The organism is Enterovirga rhinocerotis (assembly GCF_004363955.1).
Lineage (GTDB): Bacteria > Pseudomonadota > Alphaproteobacteria > Rhizobiales > Beijerinckiaceae > Enterovirga > Enterovirga rhinocerotis.
In genome coordinates this window covers 290111-307753 of record NZ_SNZR01000015.1, presented here as the reverse complement: position 1 = coordinate 307753, position 17643 = coordinate 290111, and the positions used below count along the sequence as shown (strand labels likewise).

The following is a 17643-nucleotide window of genomic DNA, read 5'->3' as shown; positions in this document are numbered from 1 at the left end:
CTTACCGCGCAAGATAGGCGGCCCAGGCCGGCAGGGTCGCGATCGCAATGAGGTGCTGTAGCGTGATGATGGCGGCCATCAGCCGCGCATCGCCGCCGAGCACCCTCGCCATCACATAGGCCGTCGTCGCCGTCGGCATCCCCATGATGAGGACAACGACCGCAAGCGTCGTCCCATCCAGGCCGAACACCGAGCCGAGGGCCAGGGTCAGCGCGGGCATCGCAACGAGTTTCAGGCCGGCAGTCAGGACCTGCATCCCCGGTTTCTCGCGCAGCGATTCGAGAACGAGCCCCGCTCCGACACAGAGAAGACCGAGGGCCAGCGAGGCCTGCCCCAAGGTCCGGAAGAGCGGCCCGATTCCCGGCGGAAGGCCGCCCAGGGCCGAAACGGCGAAGCCGACGAGACAGCCGAGGAGCAGCGGGTTCTTCAGCGTCTGGACCGCGATCCTCAAGGGCGAAGGACGCCCGCCCTCGCTGACCACGAACACGACGGCGAGGATCGCCTGAACGCCGGTGACGATCAGCCCGGCCACGACGCCTCCGATCGCGAGGCCCTGTTGCCCGAACAATCCCGAGGCAATGCCCAGCGCCATGTAGGTATTGAAGCGGATCCCTCCCTGGACGAGCGAGGTCATGGCGGGCCGGTCGGCACCCGTGATCCTCGCCACGAGGAGGGACAGAGCGGTCCCCGCGAGCAGGCCGGTCCAGACCACTGCGAGGATGGGTGCGACCGGCAGGGCGGCGATCGGGGCACCCGCGATGGCGTGCACCAGGAGAGCCGGCAGCAACACCCAGAAGGTCAGGGTCTCGAGCCCGGCCCAGACCGCTCCGTCCCGCAGGACGCGGGCCCTGAGGAAAGCTCCGAGGCCGATCAGGCCGAAGGTGGGAAGAAAGGCGTCGATCCAGGGGGCCATGCCGCTCCTCTGCTATGCGTCCGCGCCCGGGGCAAGGAGCATCGCGCGAAGCCGGCAGGCCGCCCGCGCCCATCCGATGCCATTGCCGGTCGACGCCCTTCGCGCGCCGCGCTACCACTCCTCCATGCGCAGCTCCGACAGCGACATCATTTTCGTCCCGGGCCTCGGCGGAGCCGGCCCCGACCACTGGCAGTCGCGCTGGGCCGCCCGCCTCTCGACGGCACGCCGGGTGGAACAGGAGGTCTGGGACGAGCCTCACCCGGAGGCTTGGGCCGGCAAACTCGTCGAAGCCGTCGCGGCCTCGACAAGGCCGGCCCTCATCGTCGCGCACGGCCTCGGCGTCCTGACGACCATCGTCGCCGCGCCCGCCTTCCGGCGCGACGTGGTGCGCGGCGCCTTTCTCGTCGCCCCCCCGGACGTCGAACGGCCGGACATGCGCGTGCACCGGCATGCCTTCTCGCCCGTGTCGCGCGAGCCCCTGCCCTTCCCGTCCCTGCTCGTCGCCAGCCGCACAGATCCGCTTTGTTCCTACGAGCGGGCGGAGGACTTCGCCTATTCCTGGGGCTCCGCCCTCGTCGATGCCGGCGAATCGGGCCATCTGAACGACGAGAGCGGCCACGGCCCCTGGCCGGAAGGCCTGATGCGGCTCGCGGGCTTCATGAAGGACCTCTGACGATGGGCCGGGCGGATATCGGCCGCCTGGTGGCCGCCGCCGCGCTCCTGCCGCTCTGCACTCCCCTCCCCGCCCGGGCCGAGGCCTGGCAGCGTTACGTCAACGAGCGATTCGGCGCGGCGGTCGAGTACCCCGAACGCTTCTCCGTCCAGCTCGAACCGCCCGCGAATGGCGACGGCCAGCGCTTCCGCACGGCGGACGGACGGGCCGAACTCGCGGTGTTCGGCTTCTATAACGCGCTGGAGGAGACGCCGAAGGCGATGACGACAAGCCGACGGCGCGACGGAATGGCCTACAGCTACGTCGCCGCCACCGCGGATTCCTTCGTCCTGTCGGGGCGGAAGGAGGGCCGGATCGGCTATGAGCGCTGTCTCCGGTCGCGTCAGGACCGCACCATCTTCGTCTGTTTCGACATCACGTATCCGGATGCGGAAGCCGGCGCCTATGACCCGATCGTAAGCCGGATCAGCCGCTCGCTCAGGGCGGAGGGGACGCCGTAGTATCGGCGCTCCGGACACGGAGCGATCGGGCATCGCATCACGCTTTGCCACGGGATCCGGGAGAACTGCCCCTCGCCCCCCAAGTAAACGACGTGGCCGGCCAGATGGATATCTTTGTGGGAAGCAGCAATCTGGCGATTGACAAGATTCGTCCGCACGCCGAACCCTGAGTGCGGCGGCGCGGCGCGCGTCGCATGCGGGAGGCCCGTATGGCTCACAAGTTCGAGATCTACAAGGACAAGGCCGGCGAGTTCCGTGTCCGGTTCAAGTACAACAGCGAAGTGATCTTCTCGACCGAGGGCTATACGAGCAAGGCCTCGGCCCAGAAGGCGATCAAGTCGATCAAGGACAAGGGCCCGGCCGCGCCCGTCGACGACACGACCGAGGCGAAGGCGGCCGCTCCCAAGGCAGCCAAAGCTGCGAAGACCGCCACTCCTGCGGAAAAGCCGGCCACGAAGGCGCCAGCCAAGAAGGCCGACCGTGACGTCAAGGCCGCCGCGAAGCCGGCCAAGGCCGAGGCGAAGGCCACCAAAGCCGACGCCAAACCCGGCAAGAAGGCAGCCAAGGCCGCCAAAGCGTCGACGAAGGCGGGCGCTCCCGCCTGACCGAAGCGGCTCGCGGAGCGACGTTCCGCGACGGAAGCCCGGTCGAAGGCGTTCGGCGCAGCCGGCCTCGCGGCGGGGCCCGGGATCATCGCCCGGTCTCCGAGACGACCGGACAGAGCCACGATGCTCGCTGTCAGGACGAGATCTCGGGCCTGGCGGAGCGTCGTGGGATCGCCTGCTCCCGATCCGCGCCGGTCAGTAGATCGCCCAGAGCCCGGGCGTGGCGAATTCCACGAGATGCCCATCGGGGTCGCGGACGTAGATGCTGTCCCCGCCGCGCGGCCAACGGGTTCGCCCCTCGATCGCGATCGCGCTTTCGGACAGGCGGGATTCGAGCAGCGGAAGCGCGCCCTCTCGGATCGCGAAGGCGATATGGATCGGGCCATGTCCGTCATGCGGCGGAATGGTGCCGCCCGGGAGGGTGACGGTCTCGCGCGTCGTCCCCCGCCGAAACAGAAGAAGCACGCCGCGCCGGCCGTGATCCAAAGCGACCAGCCGTTCATCCCCAAACAATCGCCGAAGGCCGAGCAGGCCCTCGTAGAACGCGGTTGCCCGCGTCAGATCGTCGACATAGAGAGCTGTTTCGAGGACGCCGTCGATCAACGGTGCCGCCTCGGACGAGCCTTTTTCAGCCATCGTGATGTCCCTTCTTCCGCCCGCACCGAGGGCGTAGGCTGATTCAACACCGCTCGAGGCACCGTGTTTCGGACAGAGCGATGACATAGGCGGACCGCCGCAATCGCATTCCACCGTCAAACGACCGGATTCGACCCTTCTTTTTAGGATATCCGGATCGTACGATAGCATACTGTCTTAGCGACGCTTGGAATCGACGAACGTCTCTTCATCGGGCGGTTACTTCCCAGGGATCAGTGCTGGCGCCATGACCTCCCAAGATCGTGCCTCCGACATGACGGCGTCGGCGGCGAGCGGACCTTCTCTGGACGCGCTGATACGCGAAGACCAGTTCGCGAGCATTCGCGGAAGCCTGTCCATCGCCATACCGGTCAATCAAGCGCTGTGCCTTGCCACCCTGGTCATCGCCATGAACGAGGGGCGAGGCGGCGCTGGAGCGATCTGGTTCGCCGCCGCGTCGGCCATCAACGTCCTCCGCTTCGCGCAGTCTCAATGGGCCTTGGACCGCTTCGGATGGCTGCGCCGGACCTCCGTCGAACGGCATTTCCGGGCGGCGACCCTGCTGGCGGCCCTGTCCGGCCTCGTCTGGGCCTGCACGCCCGCCCTTCCGGCCGATGTGATGTCGCCCGCGGGCGTGTTCAACCTCGTCGTCGGCGCGGGCATCACCGGCGGTTCCGCCGCTCTGGTCGTGGCCTATGCGCCTGTCTCCACGGCCTTCGTCACGCCGGTCCTGCTCGTCAACGCGGCCTTCCTGATGGCCGGCCAGACGTTCGAACGCGTCATGCTCGGCATGACGATCCTGCTGTATCTCGGGGCTCTGGTCAGGAGTTCGTTCCGCAGTCAGGCAGCCTTCTGCGAGACGAGCCGGCTCAAGCACGAAGCCCGAGCCATGGCCCGTTCCCTCCGGGAGGCGCATGCGAAATCGAGCGAGATCGCAGAGGAGATGTCCCACCGCGCGCTGCACGATTCGCTCACCGGCCTCAAAAACCGGGCCGGCTTCATTCTCGACCTCGAGCAGCGATGCGCCACCCGCTCCCCTGACCTCTGCCTGCTGCTGCTCAATCTCGACGGGTTCAAATCCATCAACGACGCCTTCGGTCACAAGATGGGCGATCAGGTCCTGGTCGAGGTCTCCCGTCGGATCGCCGCGACCATGCCCAAGGGGCAGTCGCTCGCCCGCCTGAGCGGCGACGAATTCGCGATCGCCTACGATGCCCACGACGCCGAGCTCCTCCCCGGCGATTACGCACAGCAGCTGATCGCCGCGATCGGCGCGCCGATCGACCTGTTCGACGGCGGCCATGTCGGGGTGAGTATCGGCATCTACCAGGGAGCGACCGGCGACACGGCCGACATGCTCCTGTTCGCCGACGAGGCGCTGAACGCCGCCAAGAGCACCGGCCGCAATCGCTACTGCACCTTCGACAAGGCGCTCGGCAACCGTCTCAAGATGCGCCGCGACAGCGAGCGCGATCTGCTCCCGGCGCTGAAAAACAGGGCGCTCGAGATCTGGTATCAGCCCATTTTCAAGTGCGGCGGGCGCCAGCTCGGCAGCATCGAGGCGCTGGTGCGCTGGAATCATCCCCGGCATGGCTGGATCGCCCCGCCCGACATCGTGGTCGCGGCCACCTTGGCGGGACAGTCGGAACGGTTCTTCTGCTTCGTCGTCGAGGAGAGCTGCGCCATGATCGCGCGGCTGCGGGCGCTCGGCATGGAGGACGTCACCGTCGCCATGAACGTGTCGCCGCGGGAGATGGCACAGCTACCGGTCGATCGGCTGATCCTCGAGAGGTTGGAACTGGCAGGTCTGCCGCCCACATCCCTCGAAATCGAGGTGACCGAGGAGACGGCCGTCGATCTTCGGGCCGTCGCGGGAAAGCTCGCCGCTCTGTCGGATGCCGGCGTCAGGATCGCGATCGACGATTTCGGGGCCGGCTACTCGTCCCTCGCCACGCTGCGCCATCTGCGGGCCGACAGGCTGAAGGTCGACCGCTCCCTCGTCACGGGCCTCGCCACCTCGCCGGAAGATCGCCTGCTGCTGCAGGCCATCGTCAGCCTGGGTCAGGCCCTGAACATCGAACTCGTCGCCGAAGGGGTCGAATCGGCCGACGACGTGCTCGCCCTCCAGACGCTCGGCTTCGATGCGATGCAGGGCTTCCACCTCGGCCGGCCTGGGCCGGCCGACAGGATCATCGAGCAGTTCGGGCCTCAGTCCGGCGGGGCCGGCTAGGCCGCTACCACATATCGAGGGCGATGCGGGCCTCGTCCGACATGCGGCTCTGATCCCACGGGGGATCGAAGACCATGTTGACCTTCGCCTCCCTCACGCCCGGGACGGCGGCGACCGCGTTCTCGACCCAGATCGGCATCTCGCCCGCGACCGGGCAGGCCGGAGCGGTGAGGGTCATGTCGATCGTGACCGTGCGATCGTCCGCGATGTCGACCCGGTAGATCAGGCCGAGTTCGTAGATGTCGGCCGGAATCTCCGGATCGTAGACCGTCTTCAGGGCCGCGACGATGTCGTCGGTCATGCGGTCCATCTCTTCCGGCGGCAGGGCCGAAGCCTGCGCCGGCGCGGCACCGTTGGTGGCCGCAGGGTCGGTGGGAGCGTCGTTCATCTCGAATCTCGTATCGGTGGCCGGCGATCAGGAGAACAGCGTCTCGGCGCGGGCCAGGGCTTCGGCCAGTTTATCCACTTCCGCCATGGTGTTGTAGAGGCCGAACGACGCGCGGCAGGTCGAGGTCACGCCGAAGCGGTCGAGGAGGGGCATGGCGCAATGGGTTCCGGCCCGGACGGCGACCCCCTGACGGTCGATGACCGTCGCGACGTCGTGAGCGTGAGCGCCCTTCATCTCGAAGGAGAGGATGGGCCCCTTGCCTGTCGCCTGCCCGAAGATCCGGATCGAGTTCATGCGGCCGAGGCGCTCGTGGGCGTAGGCGGAGAGCGCCTCCTCATGCGCGCGGATCGCCGGTCGGCCGACCGAATCCATGAAGCGCAGGGCCGCCCCGAGCCCGATCGCCTCGATGATCGGGGGCGTGCCGGCCTCGAAACGGTGCGGAGGCTCGCCGTAGGTGACGGTCTCCCGCGAGACGACCTTGATCATCTCCCCGCCCCCCTCGTAGGGCGGCAGTTTCTCCAGCCATTCGCGCTTGCCGTAGAGGACGCCGATCCCGGTCGGCCCGTAGACCTTGTGACCGGTCAGGACATAGAAATCGGCATCGAGCGCCCTGACGTCGACGTCGAGATGGACCGCACCCTGGCTTCCGTCCACCATGACCGGGACGCCGTGGGCATGGGCGATGCGGATGATTTCGGCGATCGGCGTCACGGTCCCCAGCATGTTCGACATGTGGGTCATCGCGACGATCTTCGTCCGAGGCGTGATCAGCTTCTCGAATTCGTCGAGGAGGAAATTGCCCTCCTCGTCGACGGGCGCCCATTTGATCACCGCCCCCTTGCGCTCGCGCAGGAAGTGCCAGGGCACGATGTTGGAATGATGCTCCATGATCGAGAGGATGATCTCGTCCCCCTCCCCGATCGCGAGGCGGCCGTAGCTGTCCGCGACGAGGTTGATGGCCCCCGTCGCCGAGCGCGTGAAGACGATCTCGTCCGTCGAGGCCGCGTTGAGGAAGGCGCGCACGCTCTCCCGGCCGGCCTCGAAGCCCTCCGTGGCCGCGTTCGCCATGAAGTGCAGCCCGCGATGGACGTTGGAATAGCCGCCCTCCATGGTCGCGACCATGGCGTCGATCACCGCGCGCGGCTTCTGCGCCGAGGCGGCGTTGTCGAGATAGACGAGCGGCTTCCCGTAGACCTCCTTCGAGAGGATCGGGAACTGGGCCCTCAGGGCCTCGACATCGTAGGTCATGCGCGGAAGCGGCCTCCCGGCCTGCTGCAAATGGCAATGGTCGCGGCGGCCATCACGCTGGCGCCACGACATAGAGGATGATCACGAGGAGATAAAACGCGCCGTTGACCAAAGTTGCGACGGCGAGCGATCGCCACACCCCGAGCCGGAAGGCGGCGCCGAGGCAGGCGGCGAAATAGGGCACGACCATCGCCGCCTCGATCGCCGAATAGAGGCTCGGCGGATCGGCCGCGATCATCCCCGGCGGAAGGGCGGCGAGCGCGACCAGCTTCACGGCCACGGTCGGCAGCAGGGAGATCCAGGCGCTGACGGCGACGACCGAGCGCATCCGCGCGAGCTTCGGGCGCGACCAGCCCCAGCCGGAGAGCGCGAGAGCGGCGACGGCAGCCGTCCAGTAGCCGGCCAGAAGCGCGACGCCGATGATCGCGGCTCCCGCGGCCAGCAGCAGCAGCCCATGCGCGAGCGTCTCCTGATCGAGCGCGTTGGCGACCGCCGCAGCCCCGAGCCCGCGGGTTTCGGGATCGGCCAGGCCGAGGCAGGCCACGAAGGCGACGAAGAGCGCGAGCCGCGCCCCCTCGCCGATCCCGGCAGCGAGGGTCTCGCGCATCGCCTGCACGGGCGACATGGCGCCGGTCACCAGATGGCGGAAGGCGATCGGCAAGCCGTAGCGCGGAGCCGGCGCGAGCGACGCAGTCCGCTCGCTCAAGGCCGCATTCCGAGCAGCTTGGCCGAGAAGCCGAAAGCGAGCAGCCCTAGGACGACGAGAAGGATCAAGGCGAGCGGCCCGAGGATCGTCACGCCGAAGGCCTGGGCGATCGAGAGATCGCAGGCCTCGGCGACGCTCGGGATCATGTGCGCGGTCACGAGAAAGGCGACCACGATGGCGATCGTGTCGCTGGCGAAGCCGACCGCCATCCCGAGAGCAATCGCACCGAGGATGGGCAGGGTCGCAGCCCACCATCCGAAGGCGAGGCCGCTTCCGAGCCGGCGTGCGTCGTAGCGCCCGAAGGAGATCACCCGCCCGCCGCCGATCATCAGGAGCCACACGGCGAGCGAGACCAGGATCGCGATGGCCGGGTTGCCGACGACGTTCAGCAGCGGCAGCCAACCCTCCGCGCCCGGCGGAAGGTCGGAGGCCCGGAACGGCTCCCGGACATAGACGTCGATCCCGCTGACGAAGCCGGCGAGGGCGACCATCGCCGCCTGCCAGCCCCAGCCGAGAGGCTCGGACCCGCGGCGGCGCGGGAGACGGCGCGCGCGAAAGGCCCCGTCCACGAGATCGGCAAGAGCGGCGCGCGGCGAGTAACCCGAGGCAGGTTCCAGCGCCAGCGACGCGGTCTCACCGTCGGGCGGCAAGCCACTCCTCCACGCGCCCGACCAGCGCGTCGCGCACGCCCTCGTGCTCGATCGCCTCGATCGGCGGGCCGACGAAGGCCTGGAGCAGCAGGCTCTCGGCCTCGGCCTTCGGCAGGCCGCGGCTCTTGAGGTAGAACAGCAGCTCGTCGTCGAGCGCGCCGCAAGTCGCGCCATGCCCGCAGACGACGTCGTCGGCGAAGATCTCGAGCTCCGGCTTGTTGTTCATGCTGGCGCGCTCCGAGAGCAGGAGCGCGTCGGACTTCATGCCGCCATCGGTCTTCTGGGCATGCGGACGCACGACGATCTTGCCCTGGAAGACGCCGGTCGTCTCCCCGTCGAGGATCGTCTTGAAGGTCTCGCGGCTCGTGCAATGCGGCACGGCATGATCGACGACGAGCGTCGCATCCGCATGCTGGCGCCCACGCAGCAGGGAGATGCCGTCGATCCGAACCGTCGAGTTCTCGCCCTTGCAGGCGAGGAAGACCTGATGGCGGGCCGCGGCCGAGCCGATGAGCGCGTTATGGGTCGAGAACGAGACGTCAGCGCCGAGCGTGGCGGTGATCGTCGAGAGGGACAGCACATCCGCCCCCTCGCCGTTGAAGCGCACGTGATCGACGCTCGCGCCGTCGCCGACGACGAACTCCACCGCGGTGTTGGTCTGGTTGGCGAGGCCGTCCGGCCCCTCGTGGCTCTCGATCAGCGTCACCTTGGCGCCGGCCTCGACGACGACGAGCACGCGCGTCGCAGTCGAGAAGGCCGTCTCCCCCGCGGAGACGAAGCGAAGCGCGATCGGCTGGTCGGGGGTCGCGCCGGCCGCGACGCGGATCACCGCGCCGTCGTTCATGAAGGCGGTGTTCAGCTCGAGGATCGGGTTGCCCTGCGCAACCTCCACACGCCCGAGGGAGGCGAGCAGGGGATGCCCCTCCCCGAGCGCCTGCTCGAACGGGACGACCTCGATCCCCGAGGGGAAGGATTCGGCCTCCTTGAGGCTCGCCGCGAGGTGGCCGTTGACGAAGGTCAGCCGGTACGCGGGGACGGAGGCGAAGGCCTTGGCCTGGTTGAAGGCCTTGGCGATCTCCGTCGCGTTGGGGCGCTCGGCCGGCGGCGCCGCCTCGCGCATCAGCGCGCGCAGGTCGAAGTACTTGAACTCCTCGACCCGCCGATGCGGCAGGCCGCGTTCGCGAAAGCCGGCGAGCGCGGCCTCACGGATTGCGACGTCGCCCGGCAGGCCACCCTTGAGGCGGTCGAACAGGTCGCCGAGACCCGTCTCGGCCGCCGTCCTGATCTGCGTGACCTCGGTCATGGTCAGGCGGCCTCCTGCCGGTAATCGGCATAGCCGTTGGCCTCGAGTTCGAGCGCGAGTTCCTTGCCGCCCGACTTCACGATGCGCCCGTTCGCCATCACGTGCACGGTGTCGGGCACGATGTGGTTGAGCAGGCGCTGATAGTGCGTGATGACGAGGAAGGAGCGATCCTTCGAACGCAGCGTGTTGACGCCTTCGGAGACGATGCGGAGCGCGTCGATGTCGAGGCCGGAATCGGTCTCGTCGAGGATGCAGAATTTCGGCTCCAGCAGAGCCATCTGCAGGATCTCCATGCGCTTCTTCTCGCCGCCCGAGAAGCCGACATTGAGGGCGCGCTTGAGGAAGTCCTTCTTGATCTCGAGCGTCTCGCCCGCCGCGTTGACGCGCTTGATCAGGTCGGGCGTCGTCAGCTCGTCCTCGCCGCGGGCGCGGCGCTGCGCGTTCAGCGCGGCCTTGAGGAAGGTCATCGTGCCGACGCCGGGGATCTCCAGCGGATACTGGAAGGCGAGGAACACCCCGGCCGCCGCGCGCTCGTCGGCCTCCATCTCGAGGAGGTTCTGGCCATCCAGGAGGATCTCGCCGTCGAGGACCTCGTAATCCTCCTTGCCGGCGATGACGTAGGAGAGGGTCGATTTGCCGGAGCCGTTCGGCCCCATGATGGCCGCAACTTCGCCGTCGGCCACCTTCAGCGACAGGCCGTTGAGGATGCGGTTGTCCTCGATCTGGACGGTGAGGTTGTTGATTTCGAGCATTTGCTTTCCGTGTTCCGTATTCCCGGCACCGCCGAGATCATTGTTCTGGAAATGGTTTTGGCTGTCCCGGTTGCGATCGGCGCGTCCGGCTCGCCCCCTACCCGTCGGCCAACTCCAGTCGGCGCTCGATCCGATCGAGTCGAACCTTGATCATCGCGATATCCGTGTGATCGTGCTCCTGGAGCGTCATGACCGCCGCGATGTGCTGGCGGATAGACGTCATCTCTGCCTTCAAACCACGCATGTCGTCCTTGATCATGGCGATGTCGCCTCGGATGGCGCTCAGATGTTCAAGGACGATGTTGTCCGTTGCCATCACCCACCGCTCCCTACGAGCAAAAGCCGCCTAAACATCGAATCCTCCGCCTACTGAGGCTTCGCGCTCGGAGATTTTGGCCTCTCGGCATCCATATAGCCGCACATATCGACCGTGTAGTTGTCAGGACTGCCCTTGACCGGAATGAGTTCGAGGCTCACGTCCACGTCCTGCATAGCCGCTCCCAACAGCACTGCGCCGATACCGCATTCGCCGCGTCCCGGCCCCGACCACAGTGTAACCCGTCCGCCAACGCTGCCTTTGATCACCTCAGCGATCTCGAACTGAGCAGATACAGGCCTTGCAGATGTGCCGACACTGGAGCCGATGTTGTCGCCAAACCCGGCGCCTGTCGGCCAAACGATCTCCCGACCGACGGTCGCCGAAAGCATCCGGCCTTTTGCGACGATCAGCGCCTTGTCCAACCGAGCCTTCTTTCGCCCCTCTTCGGACTTCAGTCCAGACTGACCGGGCTGCACATAGTTGTCAGCGCACGTGCACGCCACAGCAGCGCTCGGGATCAGCAAGGTCGCAAAGACGGCAAAGCAAGCAGGGTGGCGAGCCGCTCTCGTCACCCCACGCTCCCCTCGAGCGAGATCGAGATCAGCTTCTGCGCCTCGACCGCGAATTCCATCGGGAGCTGCTGGAGCACGTCCTTGACGAAGCCGTTGACGATGAGAGCCACCGCCTCCTCCTCGTTGAGACCTCGGCTCTGGCAGTAGAACATCTGGTCCTCGGAGATCTTCGAGGTGGTGGCCTCGTGCTCGAAGACGGCCGTGGAGGTGTTGGCCTCGAGATACGGCACCGTATGCGCGCCGCACTGGTCGCCGATGAGGAGCGAGTCGCAATTGGTGAAATTGCGCGCGCCCGTCGCCCGGCGATGCGCGGAGACGAGGCCGCGATAGGTGTTGTCCGAGCGGCCGGCGGCGATGCCCTTCGAGATGACCTTGGACGTGGTGTTCCGGCCCAGATGGATCATCTTGGTGCCGCTATCGACCTGCTGGCGCCCGTTCGAGATCGCGATCGAGTAGAACTCGCCGCGCGAATTGTCGCCGCGCAGGATGCAGCTCGGGTACTTCCAGGTGATGGCCGAGCCCGTCTCGACCTGGGTCCAGGTGATGACCGCGTTCTTGCCCCGGCAATCGCCGCGCTTGGTGACGAAGTTGTAGATGCCGCCCTTCCCCTCGCTGTCGCCGGGGAACCAGTTCTGGACGGTCGAGTACTTGATCTCGGCATCGTCGAGCGCGACGAGCTCGACCACGGCGGCGTGGAGCTGGTTCTCGTCGCGGCGCGGCGCCGTGCAGCCTTCGAGATACGAGACGTAGGAGCCCTTGTCGGCGATGATGAGCGTGCGCTCGAACTGGCCGGTATTGCGCTCGTTGATGCGGAAATAGGTCGACAGCTCCATCGGGCAGCGCACGCCCGGCGGGATGTAGACGAAGGATCCGTCCGAGAAGACGGCCGAGTTCAGGGTCGCGAAGAAGTTGTCGGTCACGGGCACGACCGAGCCGAGATATTTCTTCACGAGTTCGGGATGCTCGCGGATGGCCTCCGAGATGGGCATGAAGATGACGCCGGCCTTGGCGAGTTCGGCCTTGAAGGTCGTCGCGACCGAGACCGAGTCGAACACGGCGTCCACAGCGACGTTCGAGCCCGGGATGCCTTCCAGCATCTCCACCTCGCGCAGCGGAATGCCGAGCTTCTTGTAGGTGTCGAGGATTTCCGGCGGCAGTTCGTCGAGCGATTTCGGCCCGTCCGCCATGCTCTTCGGCGCAGCGTAATAATACAATTCGTCGTACTTGATCGGCGGATAATCAACGCGCGCCCAGGTCGGCTCCCGCATCGTGCGCCAACGGCGATAGGCATCGAGCCGCCAGTCGAGCATCCATTCCGGCTCGTTTTTCTTGGCCGAGATGAAGCGCACGATCTCCTCGGAGAGGCCCTGCGGCGCCAGCTCCATCTCGATCTCGGTCTCGAAACCGTACTTGTACTGATCGACATCGATCAGCTTCACTTGATCGATCGTCTCCTGCACTGCAGGCATCGCGTTCTCCACCACCCGGCAGCGCCGGGATCTCTCATCCAGTCAATCGGTACGGATTACGCCGCGGCGGACGGTCTCCGGTCATATAGGCGTTGCAACACGGATGCGAAGGCCTCCTCGAAGCGCTCCACGTCCTGCTGTTTCGAGGTCCAGCCGAAGCTGAGCCGGATCGCACCCGAGGCGAGTCCCTCCGGCACGCCCATCGCCGCGAGGACGTGGGAGCGGCCGACCTTGCCCGACGAGCAGGCCGCCCCGGAGGAGACGGCGATACCGGCGAGGTCGAAGGCCATCAGCGCCGTTTCCGCCTTCATGCCGGGCACGGCGAAACACAGCGTGTTCGACAACCGCGGAGCCCCTGCCCCGAAGACGACCGCGTCGGGCGTGCGGCGGCGCACGACGCGCTCGGCCGCGTCCCGGAGCGCGATCAGGCGGGTGCCGTCCTGGGCGAGGTTCGCGAGGGCCGCCTCGCTCGCCGCAGCGAAACCCGCGATCCCAAGGACATTCTCGGTGCCGGCCCTGAACCCGTTCTGCTGGCCGCCGCCATGCAACAGGGCAGCCTCCGGCCCGACCCGTTCGGCCAGGAGCACGAGGGCGCCGATCCCCGCAGGACCGCCGAGCTTGTGGCCGGAGACGCTCATCGCATCGACACCGATCGCTGCCATGTCGAGCGGCATCCGCCCGAACGCTTGCGCCGCATCGGCGTGGAGCACGGCCCCCGCCTCGTGGACGAGGGCGGCGATCTCGCGGATCGGCTGGATCACACCGGTCTCGCCGTTCGCGATCTGGATCGTCACGAGAGTCGGGACGTCGGAGACGGAGAGGCGAGCCCTCAGATCCTCGGCATCCACCCGGCCGAGGGAGTCCACGCGCACGAGCGAGACGGCGTCGGAGGGGAAGCGATGGCCGCCGAGGATGGACGCATGCTCCGTTCCCCCGATGAGGAGCCGCTCGACCGGCCGCCCGTCGAGCGCTCTCAGGCTCCCCGGACGGAGCACGGTGGCGTTGGCTTCGCTCGCTCCGCTCGTGAGGATGACCTCGCCGGGCGCCGCCCCGAGTTGAGCCGCGATCCGCGCACGGGCCGATTCCACGAGGGCGCGGGCCCGCCGCCCTTCGGCGTGGATCGACGACGGGTTGCCGACGAAGCCGAGGGACGCGGCGGCCTTCACCGCCTCCGGACGGAGGGGAGAGGTCGCATTGTGATCGAGATATGTCCGAGTGTGATTCACGAGACCTTTCGACCCGCCTCAACGGAAAGCTTGCAATAGCCCCCCGCCGCCGTGATATCTGCCTCTCGTACGAGCGGCCATTCCTGGCCTCCCGGCCCTGAACGCTCGCGACGAATTTCGCAGTTTAGAACACGTCTAAGCTATTAGAACTATTCTAAGAAGAATTGGCGCCGTTAGGCCCGGGAGTCAAGGCGGCCACAGGCGTCGCCCCTCCGGCTGCGGCATTCTGTCGATTCGGAGGTGTGTGGATATGCCAGAGGTAGTCTTCACCGGCCCGGCAGGGCGGCTCGAGGGACGCTACCAGCCCGCCAAGCAGAAGGGGGCACCGATCGGAATCGTGCTGCATCCGCATCCGCAATTCGGCGGCACGATGAACAACCAGATCGTCTACAATCTGTTCTACGGCTTCCTGAATCGCGGCTTTTCGGCGCTCCGCTTCAATTTCCGCGGCGTCGGCCGGAGCCAGGGCAATTTCGACCACGGCCAGGGCGAGCTGTCGGATGCGGCCGCGGCGCTCGACTGGGCGCAGGCGGTCAATCCGGAAGCGCGCACGTGCTGGATCGCGGGCGTGTCCTTCGGGGCCTGGATCGGCATGCAGCTCCTGATGCGGCGGCCGGAGATCGAGGGCTTCATCTCGATCGCCGCGCCGGCGAACCGGTTCGACTTCACCTTCCTCGCGCCCTGCCCCTCCTCGGGCCTGTTCGTGCATGGCGCCGAGGATCGGGTCGCGCCGCACAAGGAGGTGATGGCGGTCATCGAGAAGGTGAAGACCCAGAAGGGCATCCAGATCGAGCACCAGCTCGTGGACGGCGCCAACCACTTCTTCGACGGCAAGGTCGACGAGCTGATGACGACGGTCGACACCTATCTCGACAAGCGCCTCGGCAAGCGGGACGAGGCGGCCTGAAAGCCCGTCCGGGCGCCGGGGATCGCATCGCCCGGCGCCCATGAAGCTCAGCCGACACGTGGCCGGGCGCCGCGCATCTCGCGGCGCACCTGCCATTAACCATTGGCCCTTAGGCTGGAATGGTTCATGAGGCTGAGTATGCGACATGTTCCACGATCGTCGCGCGGTCGCCAGACAAACGACCCATCTGACGGCCAAAATCTATTGCAGCAGCTTCCCTGCCCTATCCTGCTCCGTCCTCAACGTGAGTTCGCGCGGCGCTCGTCTCGAGTTCACGGCGCCGCCGCCTGACCACGACAACTTCATGCTGATCTTCGACGGTAGCGGACAGGTCTATTGCGGGTCCGTGCGCTGGCGGTGCGGTACGTCCGTGGGGATCGAGTTCGAAGAAGACGCCGACGACCTTCCGATCTGACGGCGCCGAGGGTCGAGCCGGTTGCCGGGTGCGATCCGGCGGGGCAATGTCGGGCCATGGAAACGCCTCTCGCACCCCTCAAGGGAATCAAAGTCCTCGACCTGACCCGCGTCCGCTCGGGCCCGACGGCCGTGCGCCAGCTGGGCGACTGGGGCGCCGACGTCGTCAAGATCGAGACGCCGCCGGAGATCGACCCGGCGGATTATTCCGGCAACCGCCTCGGCTCGGATTTCCAGAATCTGCAGCGCAACAAGCGCGGCATGACGCTCAACATGAAATCCGAACAGGGCCGCGCCGTCTTCCGGCGCCTCGTCGAGGATGCCGACGTCGTCGTCGAGAATTTCCGGCCGGACGTGAAGGCGAAGCTCGGCTTCGACTACGACAGCCTCAAGGCGCTCAACCCGCGCATCATCCTCGCCTCGATCTCCGGCTTCGGCCAGGATGGCCCCTACGCCAAGCGGCCGGGCTTCGATCAGGTGGCGCAGGGCATGGGCGGGCTGATGTCGGTCACGGGCCTTCCCGGAGGAGGGCCGGTCCGCGCGGGCGTCCCGCTCGCCGATCTCTCGGCCGGTATCTTCTGCGCCCAGGGCATCCTCCTCGCGCTGATCGAGCGCGAGCGTTCGGGCGAAGGCCAATGGGTGCAGACCTCGCTGCTCCAGGCCCAGATCTTCATGCTCGATTTCCAAGCCGCGCGCTGGCTCAACGAGGGCGAGGTGCCCCAGCAGGCCGGCAACGATCACCCGACCTCGATCCCGACCGGCGTCTTCACGACGCGCGACGGCCATCTCAACGTCGCGACCGCGGGCCAAGCGATCTGGGAGCGGTTCGCGCGGGCGATCGGCCTCGACCGTCTCATCGACGAGCCCGACTTCAGGACGGGCAAGGACCGCTCGGCCAACCGCGCCCGCCTCAACGCGCTCATCCAGGAGGTGATCGCGACCGAGGACACCGCGACCTGGGTCGACCGGCTCAACGGCGCCGGCATTCCCTGCGGGCCGATCTATGCGATCGACGAGGTCTTCGCCGACCCTCAGGTGCAGCACCTCGAGACGCACGGGACGATCCCCTCGCCCCATGCCGGCGACCTGCACCTCCTGCGCCAGCCCGTGACCCTCTCGCGCACGCCCGCGCGCCTCGAGCGCCACCCGCCGGCGGCCGGCGAGCACACGGGCGAGATCCTCGCCGAACTCGGCTATTCGCCCGCCGAGATCGAGGCGCTCCGGGCCGACAAGGCGATCTGAGCGGCGCCATCACCTCCATCCGGATGCTTGACTTCCGGCCCCCTTCGGCCGGGATAGCATCAGCGCGGCGGGACGGCCGGGCCGGGAGGATACGATGTCGTCAGTGCAGCAGTTCGCCGCCGATCTGAAGGCCGGGCAGTCGATCTTCACGCATTGGTGCGGCATCCCGCATCCCTCGATCGCCGGCCTCCTCGCCCGCGAGCCCGGCTTCGGCGCGGTCGTCGTCGATCTCCAGCACAACCCGGCCGATTTCGCGATGGCGCTGCAGGCGATCCCGCTGGTCGCGGCGGCCGGCAAGCCCTGCGTCGTGCGCATCCCGGTCGGCGAGTTCCAGACGGCCTCGCGGCTCCTCGATGCGGGCGCCTCCGGCATCATCGCGCCGATGATCAACAGCGTCGAGGACGCGCGCCGCTTCGTCGAGTTCACGAAGTTCCCGCCGCTCGGCGGACGGAGTTGGGGGCCGGTCGGCGCCCTCGCCCTGACCGGCCTCGCGCCGACAGAGTATTTCCGGACGGCCAACGATTTCAGCGTCACCTTCGCCATGATCGAGACGCGCGAGGCGCTGGACGCGATCGACGACATCCTGGCCGTCGACGGCATCGACGGCATCTTCATCGGCCCCTCGGACCTCTCGATCGGCCTGTCGGGCGGGACCGTGCTCGACCCCCTGAGCCCGGCCGTCGACGCCGCGCTCGACCATGCGGGAGCCCGCGCCAGGGCGGCGGGCAAGTTCGCCGGCGCCTATACGGGGACCGGCGAGAGGGCGGCCGACAACGTGCGGCGCGGCTTCGGCTTCGTCGCGATCGGCTCCGACACCGCCTTCCTCAAGGCCGGCGCCGCGGCGCTCCGGAAGGGTGCGGGCTGAGAGGCGGGGAGGCCGTCCTCGGTCT

Annotated in this window: 19 protein-coding genes and 1 pseudogene; 8 read left to right on the top strand and 12 right to left on the bottom strand. The window is 67.5% G+C overall.

Going from position 1 to position 17643, the window contains the following annotated elements; all coding sequences use genetic code 11:
- Position 1: 1 nt before the first annotated feature.
- Entirely contained in the window at positions 2–913 is a 912-nt protein-coding gene (locus tag EV668_RS20425; protein WP_133773587.1) for an AEC family transporter, read from the bottom strand.
- A 124-nt stretch (positions 914–1037) separates the two neighbouring features.
- Here EV668_RS20425 and EV668_RS20420 point away from each other — a divergent pair, with 124 nt between their 5' ends.
- The 3 genes and pseudogenes from EV668_RS20420 to EV668_RS25415 form a co-directional block, all read left to right on the top strand.
- A complete protein-coding gene (locus EV668_RS20420) occupies positions 1038–1586 on the top strand; it encodes an RBBP9/YdeN family alpha/beta hydrolase (protein ID WP_133773585.1) in 549 nt (182 codons plus the stop codon).
- A gap of 2 nt (positions 1587–1588) precedes the next feature.
- Entirely contained in the window at positions 1589–2086 is a 498-nt protein-coding gene (locus EV668_RS20415; protein ID WP_133773583.1) for a hypothetical protein, read from the top strand.
- Positions 2087–2295: 209 nt separating this feature from the next.
- Positions 2296–2469, top strand: a pseudogene (locus EV668_RS25415) (YegP family protein); the annotation flags it as partial.
- A gap of 417 nt (positions 2470–2886) precedes the next feature.
- Here the strand turns inward: EV668_RS25415 and EV668_RS20405 are convergent.
- Positions 2887–3498, bottom strand: a complete 612-nt coding sequence (locus tag EV668_RS20405) for a VOC family protein (protein ID WP_425359641.1) — start codon at positions 3496–3498, stop codon at positions 2887–2889.
- A gap of 76 nt (positions 3499–3574) precedes the next feature.
- Between EV668_RS20405 and EV668_RS20400 the strand changes: the two genes are divergently transcribed.
- Positions 3575–5557 carry a putative bifunctional diguanylate cyclase/phosphodiesterase gene (locus tag EV668_RS20400; protein ID WP_245513330.1) on the top strand — a complete coding sequence of 661 codons (1983 nt, stop codon included), beginning with the start codon at positions 3575–3577 and terminating at the stop codon, positions 5555–5557.
- Positions 5558–5561: 4 nt separating this feature from the next.
- On the opposite strand, the gene EV668_RS20395 is transcribed toward EV668_RS20400, so the two are convergent.
- From EV668_RS20395 to EV668_RS20350, 10 genes are all read right to left on the bottom strand, one after another.
- The gene (locus tag EV668_RS20395) at positions 5562–5945 is read right to left on the bottom strand and encodes an SUF system Fe-S cluster assembly protein (RefSeq protein ID WP_133773579.1); all 384 of its coding nucleotides are present in this window, start codon (positions 5943–5945) and stop codon (positions 5562–5564) included.
- A 27-nt stretch (positions 5946–5972) separates the two neighbouring features.
- Positions 5973–7193 carry a cysteine desulfurase gene (locus EV668_RS20390; RefSeq protein WP_133773577.1) on the bottom strand — a complete coding sequence of 407 codons (1221 nt, stop codon included), beginning with the start codon at positions 7191–7193 and terminating at the stop codon, positions 5973–5975.
- A gap of 52 nt (positions 7194–7245) precedes the next feature.
- Positions 7246–7899: a hypothetical protein gene (locus EV668_RS20385; RefSeq protein ID WP_133773575.1), complete on the bottom strand. Its 654-nt coding sequence runs from the start codon at positions 7897–7899 to the stop codon at positions 7246–7248.
- Positions 7896–8549: a hypothetical protein gene (locus EV668_RS20380; RefSeq protein ID WP_133773573.1), complete on the bottom strand. Its 654-nt coding sequence runs from the start codon at positions 8547–8549 to the stop codon at positions 7896–7898. Before EV668_RS20380 ends, EV668_RS20385 begins: the two co-directional genes overlap by 4 nt.
- Positions 8533–9852, bottom strand: coding sequence for a Fe-S cluster assembly protein SufD (gene sufD / locus EV668_RS20375; protein WP_133773571.1), 1320 nt, complete (start codon positions 9850–9852; stop codon positions 8533–8535). The genes EV668_RS20380 and sufD overlap by 17 nt, the downstream gene beginning before the upstream one ends.
- 2 nt (positions 9853–9854) lie before the next feature.
- The gene (sufC, locus tag EV668_RS20370; protein WP_133773569.1) at positions 9855–10604 is read right to left on the bottom strand and encodes a Fe-S cluster assembly ATPase SufC; all 750 of its coding nucleotides are present in this window, start codon (positions 10602–10604) and stop codon (positions 9855–9857) included.
- Between the two features lie 97 nt (positions 10605–10701).
- Positions 10702–10920 (bottom strand): hypothetical protein, encoded by a 219-nt coding sequence (locus EV668_RS20365; protein WP_245513329.1) that lies wholly within the window; start codon positions 10918–10920, stop codon positions 10702–10704.
- Between the two features lie 50 nt (positions 10921–10970).
- The gene (locus tag EV668_RS20360; protein WP_133773565.1) at positions 10971–11345 is read right to left on the bottom strand and encodes a hypothetical protein; all 375 of its coding nucleotides are present in this window, start codon (positions 11343–11345) and stop codon (positions 10971–10973) included.
- A 146-nt stretch (positions 11346–11491) separates the two neighbouring features.
- Positions 11492–12964: a Fe-S cluster assembly protein SufB gene (gene sufB, locus EV668_RS20355; protein WP_133773563.1), complete on the bottom strand. Its 1473-nt coding sequence runs from the start codon at positions 12962–12964 to the stop codon at positions 11492–11494.
- A 56-nt stretch (positions 12965–13020) separates the two neighbouring features.
- Positions 13021–14190: a cysteine desulfurase family protein gene (locus EV668_RS20350; RefSeq protein WP_133773561.1), complete on the bottom strand. Its 1170-nt coding sequence runs from the start codon at positions 14188–14190 to the stop codon at positions 13021–13023.
- 250 nt (positions 14191–14440) lie between these two features.
- On the opposite strand from EV668_RS20350, the gene EV668_RS20345 reads away from it, so the two are divergent.
- The 4 genes from EV668_RS20345 (at position 14441) to EV668_RS20330 (ending at position 17618) form a co-directional block, all read left to right on the top strand.
- Entirely contained in the window at positions 14441–15097 is a 657-nt protein-coding gene (locus tag EV668_RS20345; protein WP_133773559.1) for an alpha/beta hydrolase, read from the top strand.
- Positions 15098–15242: 145 nt separating this feature from the next.
- Positions 15243–15512 carry a PilZ domain-containing protein gene (locus EV668_RS20340; protein WP_133773557.1) on the top strand — a complete coding sequence of 90 codons (270 nt, stop codon included), beginning with the start codon at positions 15243–15245 and terminating at the stop codon, positions 15510–15512.
- 56 nt (positions 15513–15568) lie between these two features.
- Entirely contained in the window at positions 15569–16753 is a 1185-nt protein-coding gene (locus EV668_RS20335) for a CaiB/BaiF CoA transferase family protein (protein ID WP_133773555.1), read from the top strand.
- A 94-nt stretch (positions 16754–16847) separates the two neighbouring features.
- Entirely contained in the window at positions 16848–17618 is a 771-nt protein-coding gene (locus tag EV668_RS20330) for an HpcH/HpaI aldolase family protein (RefSeq protein ID WP_133773553.1), read from the top strand.
- The last annotated feature ends 25 nt before the right edge of the window (positions 17619–17643 follow it).